This window comes from Bacillus sp. UNC41MFS5 (assembly GCF_000686805.1).
The window spans coordinates 140,266-153,198 of record NZ_KK366018.1 but is presented as its reverse complement, the minus strand read 5'-3'; the positions used below and the strand labels follow the sequence as shown (position 1 = coordinate 153,198).

The 12,933-nt window shown below is 36.4% G+C and carries 16 protein-coding genes; 7 read left to right on the top strand and 9 right to left on the bottom strand.

Features of this window, described 5'->3' with window-relative positions; genetic code table 11:
- The first annotated feature begins 21 nt into the window (after window positions 1–21).
- Window positions 22–699: an SOS response-associated peptidase gene (locus BR30_RS0124280; protein ID WP_026567269.1), complete on the top strand. Its 678-nt coding sequence runs from the start codon at window positions 22–24 to the stop codon at window positions 697–699.
- A 261-nt stretch (window positions 700–960) separates the two neighbouring features.
- Window positions 961–1,989: an ion channel gene (locus BR30_RS0124275; protein ID WP_197032404.1), complete on the top strand. Its 1,029-nt coding sequence runs from the start codon at window positions 961–963 to the stop codon at window positions 1,987–1,989.
- A 42-nt stretch (window positions 1,990–2,031) separates the two neighbouring features.
- On the opposite strand, the gene BR30_RS0124270 is transcribed toward BR30_RS0124275, so the two are convergent.
- Window positions 2,032–2,469, bottom strand: a complete 438-nt coding sequence (locus BR30_RS0124270; RefSeq protein ID WP_026567267.1) for a GNAT family N-acetyltransferase — start codon at window positions 2,467–2,469, stop codon at window positions 2,032–2,034.
- Between the two features lie 134 nt (window positions 2,470–2,603).
- On the opposite strand from BR30_RS0124270, the gene yyaC reads away from it, so the two are divergent.
- Complete coding sequence (gene yyaC, locus BR30_RS0124265; RefSeq protein ID WP_051633765.1) at window positions 2,604–3,197, top strand: spore protease YyaC; 594 nt, start codon at window positions 2,604–2,606, stop codon at window positions 3,195–3,197.
- Between the two features lie 153 nt (window positions 3,198–3,350).
- On the opposite strand, the gene BR30_RS34460 is transcribed toward yyaC, so the two are convergent.
- Together BR30_RS34460 and BR30_RS0124255 are read right to left on the bottom strand one after the other, a co-directional pair.
- The gene (locus BR30_RS34460; RefSeq protein ID WP_035446096.1) at window positions 3,351–3,695 is read right to left on the bottom strand and encodes a c-type cytochrome; all 345 of its coding nucleotides are present in this window, start codon (window positions 3,693–3,695) and stop codon (window positions 3,351–3,353) included.
- Between the two features lie 204 nt (window positions 3,696–3,899).
- Window positions 3,900–4,307, bottom strand: a complete 408-nt coding sequence (locus BR30_RS0124255) for an SET domain-containing protein (RefSeq protein WP_026567265.1) — start codon at window positions 4,305–4,307, stop codon at window positions 3,900–3,902.
- 169 nt (window positions 4,308–4,476) lie between these two features.
- On the opposite strand from BR30_RS0124255, the gene BR30_RS0124250 reads away from it, so the two are divergent.
- On the top strand, window positions 4,477–4,869 hold the full coding sequence (locus BR30_RS0124250; RefSeq protein WP_026567264.1) for a hypothetical protein: 393 nt from the start codon (window positions 4,477–4,479) through the stop codon (window positions 4,867–4,869).
- A gap of 137 nt (window positions 4,870–5,006) precedes the next feature.
- On the opposite strand, the gene BR30_RS0124245 is transcribed toward BR30_RS0124250, so the two are convergent.
- Together BR30_RS0124245 and BR30_RS34455 are read right to left on the bottom strand one after the other, a co-directional pair.
- A complete protein-coding gene (locus tag BR30_RS0124245) occupies window positions 5,007–5,507 on the bottom strand; it encodes a DinB family protein (RefSeq protein WP_026567263.1) in 501 nt (166 codons plus the stop codon).
- Window positions 5,508–5,719: 212 nt separating this feature from the next.
- Window positions 5,720–5,926, bottom strand: coding sequence for a hypothetical protein (locus BR30_RS34455; protein ID WP_035446095.1), 207 nt, complete (start codon window positions 5,924–5,926; stop codon window positions 5,720–5,722).
- Window positions 5,927–6,077: 151 nt separating this feature from the next.
- Here BR30_RS34455 and BR30_RS0124235 point away from each other — a divergent pair, with 151 nt between their 5' ends.
- Window positions 6,078–6,971, top strand: a complete 894-nt coding sequence (locus tag BR30_RS0124235) for an alpha/beta hydrolase (RefSeq protein ID WP_026567262.1) — start codon at window positions 6,078–6,080, stop codon at window positions 6,969–6,971.
- A gap of 11 nt (window positions 6,972–6,982) precedes the next feature.
- Here BR30_RS0124235 and BR30_RS0124230 read toward each other — a convergent pair whose 3' ends face one another.
- Complete coding sequence (locus tag BR30_RS0124230; RefSeq protein ID WP_026567261.1) at window positions 6,983–7,306, bottom strand: hypothetical protein; 324 nt, start codon at window positions 7,304–7,306, stop codon at window positions 6,983–6,985.
- A 177-nt stretch (window positions 7,307–7,483) separates the two neighbouring features.
- On the opposite strand from BR30_RS0124230, the gene BR30_RS0124225 reads away from it, so the two are divergent.
- Window positions 7,484–7,912, top strand: coding sequence for a VOC family protein (locus BR30_RS0124225; protein WP_026567260.1), 429 nt, complete (start codon window positions 7,484–7,486; stop codon window positions 7,910–7,912).
- A 241-nt stretch (window positions 7,913–8,153) separates the two neighbouring features.
- Here BR30_RS0124225 and BR30_RS0124220 read toward each other — a convergent pair whose 3' ends face one another.
- Window positions 8,154–8,669 (bottom strand): YbaK/EbsC family protein, encoded by a 516-nt coding sequence (locus tag BR30_RS0124220; protein ID WP_026567259.1) that lies wholly within the window; start codon window positions 8,667–8,669, stop codon window positions 8,154–8,156.
- Window positions 8,670–8,940: 271 nt separating this feature from the next.
- Between BR30_RS0124220 and BR30_RS34450 the strand changes: the two genes are divergently transcribed.
- The gene (locus tag BR30_RS34450) at window positions 8,941–10,320 is read left to right on the top strand and encodes a Mur ligase family protein (RefSeq protein ID WP_051633764.1); all 1,380 of its coding nucleotides are present in this window, start codon (window positions 8,941–8,943) and stop codon (window positions 10,318–10,320) included.
- 106 nt (window positions 10,321–10,426) lie between these two features.
- Here the strand turns inward: BR30_RS34450 and BR30_RS0124210 are convergent, their stop codons facing one another.
- Both BR30_RS0124210 and BR30_RS0124205 read right to left on the bottom strand, forming a co-directional pair.
- Window positions 10,427–11,452: a YheC/YheD family endospore coat-associated protein gene (locus tag BR30_RS0124210; protein WP_026567258.1), complete on the bottom strand. Its 1,026-nt coding sequence runs from the start codon at window positions 11,450–11,452 to the stop codon at window positions 10,427–10,429.
- A gap of 76 nt (window positions 11,453–11,528) precedes the next feature.
- Entirely contained in the window at window positions 11,529–12,743 is a 1,215-nt protein-coding gene (locus BR30_RS0124205) for an ATP-grasp domain-containing protein (RefSeq protein WP_026567257.1), read from the bottom strand.
- Window positions 12,744–12,933: the final 190 nt, after the last annotated feature.

Genomic DNA, 12,933 nt, shown 5'->3' with positions numbered 1-12,933 from the left:
AAATCGTGAGGTGTAAATGATATGTGCGGCCGATTCACATTAACAGCAACGTTCGAAGAAATCATCGATCGTTTCGAAATCCAAGCCTTTATTGAACAAGAAAATTATGAGCCAAGTTTTAACATTGCTCCCTCCCAGGCCGTCCATGCTGTCATAAATGATGGGAAGTCTAATCGGATGGGATTTTTAAAATGGGGTTTGGTTCCGCCTTGGGCAAAAGATCCGGCCATTGGCCATAAAATGATTAATGCACGCGCAGAAACTTTGGCCGAAAAACCAAGCTTTCGTAAAGCTTTCCAAAAAAAGCGCTGTCTAGTCATTGCTGACAGCTTTTATGAATGGAAGCGGCATGAGGATAAAAGCAAAACCCCCATGCGGATTAAACTAAAGTCTGATGATTTGTTTGCCATGGCGGGTATATGGGAAGCTTGGAAATCTCCAGAAGGAAAAACACTCTATACTTGTTCTGTCATTACAACTGGACCCAATGACCTAATGAAAGATATACATGATCGAATGCCCGTTATTTTGAAGCCGGACGATGAAAAAATCTGGCTGGATCCATCCGGGTCAAATCCCAATGATTTAAATAAACTACTCGTCCCATTCGATGAAAGCCTAATGGAGACGTACGAAGTTTCTTCCTTAGTTAACTCACCCAAAAATAACTCAATCGAGCTTATTCAAAAAATCTGCTAATCCTTTTAAAAAAAATAGGCCTCTTTTTTAAAAATATTTTTTTAATATGGACAGGTTTACTACATGCATGTACAAGCTGCTACATATGATGTACTAACCCATAAAAGTTTTCCTTCTTTAGGAAAGTGGTTCGGCCACTTTCCTTTTTTTATGGAAAAAATGGTCAAAGCACCTGATAATATTTCATTAATCTACAAAAATAGGGAAATATAAGTAATATTTACTTGATATAGATAGGGTTGGATGCATATGGGGATGAAAATGAGAAAAATACTTTATCAATTAATAAAGGTTCGGGATAAAATTTTTATTCCATTTGTCTTTTTATACATATTAATGGCAGCCTTAGGAATTTATATAATTGAACCGAAAACATTTAAAACATATATTACCTCTATTTATTGGGTTTTGACCACACTGGCCACCGTAGGATTTGGAGACTATGCCCCTGTTACGCATGCTGGTAAGGTGTATACAATCTTCCTTTATATTACTGGAATCGGACTTGTCAGTGTGCTTATCGGAAAAATTTTCAATTCTGTCTTTCTAGTTGATAAAATGAAAGTTGGAGGCAATATGAAGTATACAGGAAAAGACCATATCATTTTGATTGGTTGGAGTGCGAAATCGAAATTAGCCATCGAAGAAATTCTAAAAACGGATAAAAAAATAGAAATTGTCATCATTGATAATTTAGAAAAAGCCCCCTTAATGGAAAAGCGTCTATATTATGTCCGTGGAGATGCCACCCATGAAGAAACCCTTTTTAATGCAAATCTACCGACTGCAAAGGGAGTAATTATTTTTGCCGACCAAATTACCCAGGATAATTATGCAACTCCTGACCAAGTACTAGTTGATGGAAAAACCCTATTAATTGCAACGGCCATTACTTCCATAGAAGAAAAATTACATAAATCGATTCACGTTACTGCCGAAGTGATTAATCAAAAGCACATCCGGTTATTTGAGCATGTAAATGTCGATGAGTTTATTCCTACTCAAGAAATGATCTCACACGCTGCAGTAAGATCATTATTTTCCCACGGTGTCACTCATATGTATTCTGAATTAATGAGCATTCAATATGGAGAAGCCATGTATGAAATTCCTACACGACCTGAATGGAAGACCTATCGGAATGCCTTTGAGGACCTTCTTAATAAAGGGGCAACCCTTGTGGCAGACCGAGGTGACCTTCATATAAATCAAAAGCTAGATAGTAATATCCCTGAAGACGCCCAACTTTTTGTGATATGTGATAAAGAGACCATTTCTCTTCTACAATAGAGTTACCGCACACGAAAAGGATGCCACTGCTAGCATCCTTTTTTAAATGGAATAATAATAAAAATAATTTGATTCTTTTTCAAAACCAATTTTTTCATAGAGCCGCTGTGCATTGTGATTTCCCTTACCTGTTTCCAGCATAATGCCTTTTGCTCCTGTTTCCTTTGCAAACTGAATCGCCTTATTTATTAATTGTTCTCCAGCACCCTTTCCACGGTACTGTTCCTTCACATACAAATCATTTAGTACCCATGACCGCTTCATACTTACAGACGAAAAGGTTGGATACAACTGAACAAAACCAACAGGATGATTCCTTTCAAACGCCAAAAAAACAATAGATTCTTCGTTCACTAATCTAGCTTTTAAAAACGCTTGTGCACCCTCCAAATCAGACTTTTGCTCATAAAAGACACGATATAAATCAAATAATTCTGTTAACGACCCCAATTCATTTATCGTTGCTTTTTGAATAATCATAAGTAAATTCCTCCAGGTTTTTAATATAATATAGAAGGGTAATTTTAATAAATGCAGAATATTTAAACATTATCAGAAAACTATGAAATTTGCTAGATTACTAATTCGCATTTTGGGGCTTGGGGGAAATAAAGATGAACGCTTTGAACGTTAGGCTCGATTTGTTTGAAAAAATTATTCCATTTAATCATAAGTTAGCACCATTATTTATTCGCGACAGCTTACATTCTATTATTCCGGAAGGAACAGAACATATTTTCGTGATTGGAATAGGTTCAAATATAATAAATGGTGACAGTCTTGGTCCATTTGTTGGTACCTTGCTTCATAATCTATATCCTCAACACTTAACAGTAGTCGGGAATCTACAGTCACCCTTAGATGGACAAACACTTGTCCCTAAGGTTTCACAGATTACTCTGCCCCAAAATAGTTTTGTCATTGCTATCGACAGTGTTCTCGGTTCAGAAAGAATCGTTAATTCCATCGTGGTTCGTGACGGGTCCCTCCTGCCTGGGTCCGGTTTAGGAAAAAAACTTCCCGCGATTGGTGACTGCAGTATTATGGGGGTTGTGTTGGAAAATGATCCGACATTAGAATGTTCTCTACTATCCACGAACCTTCATCTTATTTACACAATGGCCACAAATATTGCGAAAGGGATTTCCCTAGCTATCAGGCAGTACTATAAATATCCATCGTGCCATCCACTTTTACAAAATTGCTAGTAATCGCATGTCCGGTCTCTGGACCACCTAATAATAACAGATATTTCGAATAATTGAAATTTTAGTGGCCCGGAAGCGCACTATTCATCGAATCGAAACAAAATAGCCCGGAAGAGGCCCGGACTATCACGTTTATTTATGCTTTAGGTACTTTTACTTTTGATCCCATAGATAATTTACAACAGCATCATATTGTTCCTTTGATAATGAACCGGGTGCAGACTTAGGCATATTCTTTTGAATAAAACCTAAAAGCTCTTCTTTCTTTTGAAAATCGGCATGGATTTTCGCTGAATCTAGTTTTACTTGACCACCTGTAATGTCGCCGGAACTATGGCACGTGATACAGCTTTTTTGAAAAATGTCATCTCCTGCAGATGCTGTTGCAGGTTCACTAGCAGGTTTACTTGTAGGTTCTTTTGAGGAATCATCATCGCTACAAGCACTCAATAAACCAATCATTAAAATAAATAAACCCAAACCGATAATCCTTTTCAAGCTTTCACCCCTTTGGTAGTTTCCTAGGGGATTGCCTTTCTATTTGATTGAGCGGTATTCTGGCAATCTCTAGGTAAAAATAAAACATGCCCAATGACATCATATTTCTAAAGTCCTATGATTATTCCAGTATTAATACTGCGGTTTATTTTTACTGATTGACATTTTTAGCAAAGAAAAAGGACAGATTAAGCAGCGATGCTGCTATAATCTGTCCTTTTCTCCATTATCCGAATCATCTTTATTGAACCAAAGCGGGTCATTATTGTCCTCTTCCCCATTATAGTTGATCAGGATTTCTTCCCCTGCTTTGATATCTTTGTATGCGTAGAAATCGAACGTGTGATTTGGAAAATTAATTTCATACGTAGCATTCGGCTCATATGAATGGTTAAATAGCATCCCATATCCTAAAAGAAGTGCAGTGTGGTTGATTCCATATTCAAATGCATAATCAGCCAGCAGTGTTTTTTCAATATGAACATGCTCCTCATTTGGATAAGGAATAACGGGTGCTTCATGAATCAGCTCCCCTTTTGTAATATCACGAGTCGCAAATACCCCTCTATTTAATTCCCCATCACTAAGCTTGGATGTCTTAATCTCAATCATGTTAATCACCTATTTAATTCTTTCCAATGAAGTTTTTACTCTTTATATAGCTTGCCATTAACTAAACAAGAAAGCAAATGTTTTTTGCTTCTCCCACTTTTTCAGGTTCTTTTTTGAAGAGGTAAATCATAAAATAAGAATATATGTTCGCAACTAGAGGAGGGTACAAATGAGGAATCAGATTACAGGTGAAATGTTGGTGAAGTATTACGAGTTAAATAAGCAGAAGAAAGAAATAGAGATGGAAATGAATGCATTAAAGGATGCTTTTCAAAATTACTTTAATCATCTAGTGGGTACAGATCACAAAGGTGAAATTACCATTAGCGGCTATAAGCTCCAACGGCAAATTCGCAAAACTGAAAAATATGATGAAGCTGAAACCATTAAAAGATTAGAAGAGTTACAGATGAACGATCTCCTCCAGGTAGTGAAAAAGCCTGATGATGTAAAAATTAAGGCAGCTCTAAATTTAGGCTTGTTAAATTCCGATCATTTAGAAGGATGTATTATTTCGACTACCTCCCCAGCTATTAGCGTTAAGCCAATAACGCCTAGATAATCTTTAAGGCGAAAAAGGCGTAGAGTTATTTTCAACTCTATGCCTTTTTTGTATTATCTTATTTTACTAAAGCACTCCGTTACTTGAATAAGGAAACAGGCTCGACAAAGCAATCCTATCCTTAACTTACACACCCGTTACTTAACAAGCCTTTGTTCTAACTCATCCTTTTGGCGCAAGTGATGACGAAAATGCATACCAACTAAATCATACCATTCCCTGGCATTCAGCCAGCCGAACCCTCCATGCTCGCCTTTATAATTTGGGTTTATATTATCCACTTTCGATTCCCATTGGCTCAACCTTAGAATTACTTGATCGATTCTGCTGATAAGATCGTCCTTGCTATCTGAATTATTAGGTGGAGCATTTAGTTCATCCGGTAATTTAATTTTAATTGGTGGAAACCCTCCGATTTTATATAAATGCTCACCAAACTCCGTTTTCCCAAGGAGTTGTTCATTATTTAAGGTAGCACATGTTTCCATATTATCTAGATACTCATGGGCAACAAGGATTAAATGGTCATACATTTGCCCAATAGACCAAACCGCTTCTTCAGATATATATCTTAGCTGTGCCAAAGAGTAATTTTGAAGTTCGTTTTTGTAAGTATTAATCAGTTTAAGTTCGCTCAATTTAATTCTTCCTTTGTATTAATTAACTCAAATCTAAAACTTTTACATTTTTTGTATATATAACTAATTATTCAATATTTGATTACAAATACCTTCTTCAACAAACCTGCTCCTTTAGTTGAATAAGAAAAAAGCCTTACTCCTTATTGAAGTAAAGTACTCGTTAGTATAAGAATCGACTATTCTTATCGAACATTCGCTCGGCTAAATAATTATCTATCCTGCTCACTAAACTCTTTATATTCATCAATGTAGAAAGCTACATAACCACAATTTGAACAAACGGCTGCTTTAGCTTTTGCAGATACTTTGTTGAAAAAACCTTTCCCTTTTTTACTTATTCTAATCCCAGACGTATCAAATTCAACATTAACTTTACAATCTTTTATCATTTCATTTTGACATTGATTACATTTCATCTCTGTACCCACCTTTTTTTAACTAGCTAATTTTTTGGTGCAGGGCTTTTCGTTCATAAAATTGTTGTAAAATTGTAGAGGAATTTAAGGAATCATAGAGAAATAACTATATGTACGCGCTTACATTTTAGGTTGAAAGGAGAAAATCGTCATGGCAAGTCAAGAAAGTTTACTAGTTAGACAATATTTAATGACAGCAAAAGCAAGCCAAACAGCAGGAACTGACATTGAAATAGCAAGGCAGGGCCTAGAAGCATTGTCCTCCTTAACCCCTGTGGCACCGGATATCATAGTGGAGAAAACAAAGATTGAGGACATCACGGCAGAATGGGTCATCGCACCTAATGCTGTCGAAGACCGAGTGTTTCTTTATCTTCATGGCGGAGCATACATAATGGGAAGCTGCAACACTCATAGATACCTGGCTTCAAAACTATCACAGTCAACGGCCGCACGGGTTTTAGTTCCTGAATATCGACTTGCACCAGAAAACCCATTTCCAGCTGCGATTGAGGATGCCGTTAAAGTATATCGCGGGTTGGTTTCCTCCGGTATATCTCCTGATAAAATTATCATCGGAGGCGATTCGGCTGGCGGCGGTTTAACTCTTGCTACGCTCCTTTCTTTAAAAGATGAGGATGAAGCCTTGCCAGCTTTGGCAGTCCTATTGTCTCCGTGGACAGATTTGGAAGGTACCGGTGAATCAATGGAAACTAGAGCCGACGTTGATCCATGGTTATCACCAGATGCAACCCGAGCCATACCAACTTTGTATACCAGGGATTTGGATCTTAGTCATCCCCTTGTATCACCCATTTATGCGGATTTGTCTGGTCTTCCTACGATGTTGATTCATGTAGGTAACGATGAAATCCTTTTAAGTGATTCAGCCCGATTAGTCGATCGTGCACGTGAAGCAGGTGTGGAAGTAACCTTTAAAGTATGGGACGAGATGTGGCATGTTTTTCAAACGTTTGCCATACCAGAAGGTCAACAAGCGATTGATGAAATTGGGGAATTTGTTCAGAAGCATTTTAAATATTAATGGTTTAGTAGTTACAATTTTTTTAGAAGATAACATGTGCCGTCTTCGGCGAAGAATAAAGATTCGCCTTTGTGCACGTTAAAATTAACATTTTTTTTGTCATAAATCAGTTTTGCCACTTTTTCAAACTTCTCTACTTCTTCTACTGTCGGATTGACAATGATATCTTGTTTTGCGTTTGTCGTCACAAATCCTTTGGGGTTATATTTCCGATGAGGTTTCAATTCTGTGCCCCAACTTCCATCTAGGAGAACAGAAATGGCTGTAAACTTCGATTTTCGCGTTTGAATGGACCATAATTTCCGACAATTACAACGATGAATTTTGAATTTCATCACACGTACCCTCTTTCTGTAAATTCAAAATAGGATGATTGTAAATTGTATTCGCTTGGAAACTAAATTATTTATCAGGGTCAGGTTTGGAGTTTGGACTTAGTGGATATTTGAAATTTGTCCAGTAAATGGTACAATTACCAATGTTTAAATTTTATATAAAAGGGGTTATCACACATGTCTGTTGATGTTTATCTTAATTTTAATGGGAACTGTCGTGAGGCAGCAGAATTTTATGCGGAGGTATTTGGCTTAGAAAAGCCGCAAATTATGACGTTTGGGGGAGCGCCACAGAACTCAGACTACCCTCTTCCAGAAGAAGCAAAAGACTTGGTCATGCATACAAGGCTTAATATTGATGGAAGTAACGTTATGTTTTCTGATGTTTTCCCTGGTATGCCATTTGTAGCAGGTAATAACATAAGTCTAGCTATTGTTAATAAAGACTTGGATAAGATTAGCTCTTATTTTAACCAACTGAAAGAAGGCGGTACGGTAGTCATGGAGCTTCAAGAAACCTTCTGGAGCAAATGCTATGGTTCCCTAAAAGATAAGTTTGGAATTGAATGGCAATTTAATTATGATAATGGTGAAAGTGTGATGTAATTGGTTTAATAATAAAGGAAGACCGAGCAAAGTGCTCGGTCTTTTTTTGATTTTCTTATTGATGAGCATTTAGACCTTACACTGATTCCCATGGGTGGGATATTTTTGGACCAACGGGCATTAGAGGGCTTCTATGGTTACCGTTGGTCTTGTTTTTTTCGCTCAACGGGCATCATAGGACTCCTATGGTTACTGTTGAACGAATCTTCCGCATAACTGGCAACTAGGATGAACCTTTAATTTAAACCTCAATTTGTTGACTTTTTTGTGCTATCTCTTCCTCTTCTCCCCAACCTTTGCAAACATCAATCCATTCTTTTGCAAATGAATAGGTAAATAACTCTTCTTTCGTTAATTCAATCGCAGAGTTGGTACTTCCGCAAGCTGGATAAAGTGTTTCGAAGCGTTGCATGGAGACATCCAAGTATACGTCCAACTCATTATTCAATCCAAAGGGACACACACCACCAATGGCATGTCCGGTTTGTTCGAGTACTTCATCCGGAGAGAGCATGCGTGCTTTGTAACCGAACTGCTGCCGAAACTTCTTATTGTCGATTTTTGCATCCCCTGCCGCAACGATCAAAATAGCGTTATCTTCGCTCCCCCGAAAAGATAAAGTTTTAGCAATTCGAGCTGGTGCTACTCCAATTGTCTCAGCAGCTTGTTCTACTGTTGCGCTTGAAGTTTCAAATTCCATTACATCATTTTCACGATCCCATTGTTTAAAATGGGCCTTTACACTTTCCAAAGACATCTTATTCATCCTCTCTCGGTTGGTAATATTATGAATAATATCACACTTTAAAGGAATAAAGCGAACAAACGGCTTTTCCGGCAAGATTAACCTTTAATGAATCCCTTAGCATGATAATTTCCGCTAATTGCCTGAGTTGTTATCACACACCTGCATTAGGGGACATGTCATATGATATATTAGCTTTTGAATTTTCAATCACTTCTATCTTATAGGACGGTATTAAGGTGCAGATGCTTTTTTTCAAAAAAGGAACTTCAGGAGGGACATTTTGAAGACATTATTATTGGAAAACATTTTAACTGCCATGAACATTCAGCCTCATGAAAAGCAAAAAGGGATACGGATTGAGACGGTCACTGATGACAGATCTGAAATTAGCAGTCATACATTATATTTTCGTTTTAACAATAGAGAGGTGCCTGTTGATAGGATAAAGGAATACAAAAATGTATTCGTCGTTACTGATACACCTTTTTCTCACATGGAAAGTTTACATCCAAATCAAATCATTATGGTAAAGAATCTCAAAGATAGTTTCTTTAAATTCACCTCGTATTACAGGCACCTGTTTAACATTCCTGTGGTTGCCATTACAGGTACATGTGGAAAGTCTACGACGAAGGAAATGCTAAAACACATATTAGAAGATACACACAATGTCCAAGCAACCATATCCAGCAAAAATGCCGACTATTACAACCTTTCTTATTTATTGGGAATTGAGGAAGATACAGATGTGGCAGTGTTTGAAACAGCCGTTTCTAAAAAAGGGGATATGACGGAGTCTTGTAAGTATTTTTATCCGACGATGGGGATTATGACAATGATTGATGTCGATCATACGGATAAAATTCGATCATTTGATCGTTATCTAGCAGAAAAGGCAAAAATCATGCAAGGGATGAATAATGAGGGAATTCTCATCCTAAACTCCGACGACCCCTATCTCTCCTCGATTAATAAATCTAAATTTAAGGGAGAGATTATCACCTTCGGAAAAAACAAGAATGCTATTTTTAGGATTAAGAGATATCAATATACTTCATCCGGCATGACTTTTTGGATGGAATATATGCAAAGTGAATACAAAGGATATATTCCGGGACTTGGTGAGCATAGTGTATATAATGCAATCGCATCAGTAGCGGCTGCTGCCATGTTAGGTGTGGATATTCACTATGCTTTAAAAAGATTATCTTCTTATCCACACATGAGATCCCATTTTCAAGTAATGGAAGGACGAAATCAAATCACGTTAGTGGATGATACGTGGAAGTCAAATCCTGCTTCTTTAAGAACAGGCTTAGAAACATTAAGCAAGATCGCATTGCCATCCCAAAGAAAAATTGCGGTTCTGGGAAGAATGACGGCACTTGGAAAATATGCAGATGAAGAATACGAAAAGGCAGGACATTTAATCGCTGATTCGGGGGTCGATATTCTCATCACAAAAGGGTTTATTGCAAAAGATTTTCAAAAGCCAGCTATAGAGGCAGGAATAATTCCACATAATGTTTATCATTTTTCAGATGCAGATGAAATGAAGAGGTTTTTTGATTCATTTTTAATCCCAAATGACATTGTTTATTTCAAAACGGGCGGGAATGACTCAGACTTTGATGATGTCATCGAATATTTAAGAAGGTAAAATGATAGCAAATTTCATCAAAAAAAGGCAGCTTACCTAAATGAACCTCATCCCAATTGTTCACAATTGAAGGTGCAGTTCATTTGCGGCAAGCTGCTTTTTTAGTTTAATGTTTATTCGTATCAGCTAGATATTTTGCATACAAAATCGTATTTTTGGCTACATCTAATTCAAGACTATATATATTAGGCGGACCTGGTCTCCAGTTTACTTCAAAAAGCCATAATTTTTGGTCTCCATCAATTCCGACGTCAATTCCTAATTCATCTAATTCATTGTCATATAAAGAATCGAAATGATTTGAAAAACTTAGCGCAAACTGTTCAAGATACCTTTTAATATCATACCAAGAGTCACCAAACTCTGTTTTTAAAAAAATATCCAGATAAGTACTATAACCACCACTCCCCATATTAGATGTTATGGTACCTAAACGCCCGATCCTTGGATATATAGAAGTAATAACCCATTTTCCTTCTCCATTTTTTTGTACATGCAACCGGAAATCAAAAACATGACCAGATTTTGTTTGACTTGTAATAAACTGTTGAATGACGTAATCTTGTTCTTTTATTTTTGTGGATAACCAGTCTAACAATTGTTTTTCATTAATCGATGATTCTAATCCTGCATCAATTATTTTGTAATTTGAACCATATTTTTCAATAAAAACAACCCCTCCCCCTTGATGCCCAGATAAAGGTTTGATAATCACTTTTTGATATCGTTTAATCATGTCAAAAAAAATCTGAACGTCAGTTAATTCGTAAAAAGGAATAAGGTATTGTTTAAATTTATTGGCCTTTTTAATTCTGTTATATACCGTTAATTTGTCCCCGATTGAATGACTTGTAAACGGAATCCTATCATATAAATAATCAAAAATATCTTTAGTTTTTTCACTTGCTAGATAACTTGCATTATAAATGACATCTGGGAAAGGAAATTCCTTTTCAATCCATTTACCATTTTCATAGACTTTTCCTAATATTTTTTGCTGTTTAATATTCACCTTTCCTGGGGTAAAGTAAAAAAAGTTTACCCCTTCTGCTTTTGCTACAGCAGCATAAGCATATGCTTTCTTTACATTAATAGGATCTCTCCGATGATGAAGCATGCCAATTAGCGTCATTTCACTTACTTACCACCTCTCCAATTCTTCTTAAGCTAAGAATTTTTGTTCATCATTAATTTGCCACTCGGAAATTTTATATTGGGTCTAGGTAGAAATGCACCATGCTTGCTGCTCGTATGGCCATTCTTTTTGCTTCGAATTTTATATTTGAAGATGTCAAAATGTATCCGCAACGATCTCCCATTGATAAAGGCGGACGTACAATTTGTCCTTGTCTGGGTTTGATAAACACCTCTTCTACACCGGGAAATTGAGAGGCGAGGTCTTTCCCCGTTACCTTAATTAATTTTCCTCTAGATTCAACTGTTAAATAATGAGCGTATACATACTTACGGTGTTTTTTAGTAAGGCGAGGCTCTTTTCCTAGCATTAATTGAATGGTTTCCTCTACAAGATTAATTCCATATCCTACTTCAATGATTCGATTCATCGCTCCACCTGAGATTCTTGGATTAATTTCAATTAATTTCCATATACCATCAACTAAGCGCATTTCGAGGTGACAGGCACCATTTTTCATTTCAAAGGCCCTTAATATGGAATTTACAGTTTCATGAATACTCTCGTACATTCTTTGATTGATATTAGGTAGTAAACAATAACCGGTTACGATAAATCGTTTTAAAAAAGTAATCTGTTGTTCGATGATCGCGACGATATGAACTTTTCCATTGTGGACTAAAACTTCAATTAAATATTGGGGTCCTGTTAGATACTCTTCCAGTAAAATCTGTTCATTTTTTTTTCGTAATTCTTTTATGGCCACCTTCAGCTGGTTCTCGTTATTTGCTAGAATAACATCTTTTGAGCCAGCAGATGCGGGAGACTTTAGAATTAGAGGTAAATAGTCCTTTGCTTGATTGATAAAATAGTCTAAGGGGTAATCTGGTGTATAAAGGGCATAATAGGGAGAATTCGGGTGTCCTTTAAGAAGTTCACGAGTTAACACTTTATTTTCCATTTTTAAAATGGCATCAGTAGAGACCACACTTGTACAATATTCTTCTGCTAATACTGCTGCTAGGTGAACATAAGAATGTACAAAACTAAAAATGCCTTTTATTTGTTTACCTTGTTTTTGTAGATCATTGAGGTTATTTTTTATTACAACATCATTGGATAATTCCACTAAAATCATTTGATGGACTTCGGGAAATTCTGTTCTTTGCTGAATGTACTTTTGTCTATTGGTGAATAACACCGTAAAATAGCCTAGCCGCTCAGCCGCTTTTATGGCTTCTCTGCTAGAACCGGATTTATTCGTTTCAATAAATACAATAGTTCGCATAAGCTTTGTCATCCTATCTTTGAAGGTTTTTTATTGAAGGATGTATCTTTACCAGTTTTATTCTCAATTATCTGATAAGTACATTTTATTATATTGTCATAGGACAAGAGTGGTCTGGACAATCGTCATTATTCTTAAGACAATTAAATAAAAAAACAAAAAAAAATGTCACATATTTTATAGAACGAAT

Excerpts from the sequence above, each read along its gene's own strand:
- BR30_RS0124220 (WP_026567259.1), bottom strand. The coding sequence starts at position 8,669 with ATGTCTTTGGAAAGTGTAAAGGCCCATTTTAAACAATGGGATCGTGAA.
- BR30_RS0124225 (WP_026567260.1), top strand. The coding sequence starts at position 7,484 with ATGTCTGTTGATGTTTATCTTAATTTTAATGGGAACTGTCGTGAGGCA.
- yyaC (WP_051633765.1), top strand. The coding sequence starts at position 2,604 with ATGAACGCTTTGAACGTTAGGCTCGATTTGTTTGAAAAAATTATTCCA.
- BR30_RS0124270 (WP_026567267.1), bottom strand. The coding sequence starts at position 2,469 with ATGATTATTCAAAAAGCAACGATAAATGAATTGGGGTCGTTAACAGAA.
- BR30_RS0124230 (WP_026567261.1), bottom strand. The coding sequence starts at position 7,306 with ATGAAATTCAAAATTCATCGTTGTAATTGTCGGAAATTATGGTCCATT.
- BR30_RS0124210 (WP_026567258.1), bottom strand. The coding sequence starts at position 11,452 with ATGACGCTAATTGGCATGCTTCATCATCGGAGAGATCCTATTAATGTA.
- BR30_RS0124250 (WP_026567264.1), top strand. The coding sequence starts at position 4,477 with ATGAGGAATCAGATTACAGGTGAAATGTTGGTGAAGTATTACGAGTTA.
- BR30_RS34455 (WP_035446095.1), bottom strand. The coding sequence starts at position 5,926 with ATGAAATGTAATCAATGTCAAAATGAAATGATAAAAGATTGTAAAGTT.
- BR30_RS0124235 (WP_026567262.1), top strand. The coding sequence starts at position 6,078 with ATGGCAAGTCAAGAAAGTTTACTAGTTAGACAATATTTAATGACAGCA.
- BR30_RS0124280 (WP_026567269.1), top strand. The coding sequence starts at position 22 with ATGTGCGGCCGATTCACATTAACAGCAACGTTCGAAGAAATCATCGAT.
- BR30_RS0124255 (WP_026567265.1), bottom strand. The coding sequence starts at position 4,307 with ATGATTGAGATTAAGACATCCAAGCTTAGTGATGGGGAATTAAATAGA.
- BR30_RS0124205 (WP_026567257.1), bottom strand. The coding sequence starts at position 12,743 with ATGCGAACTATTGTATTTATTGAAACGAATAAATCCGGTTCTAGCAGA.
- BR30_RS0124275 (WP_197032404.1), top strand. The coding sequence starts at position 961 with ATGAGAAAAATACTTTATCAATTAATAAAGGTTCGGGATAAAATTTTT.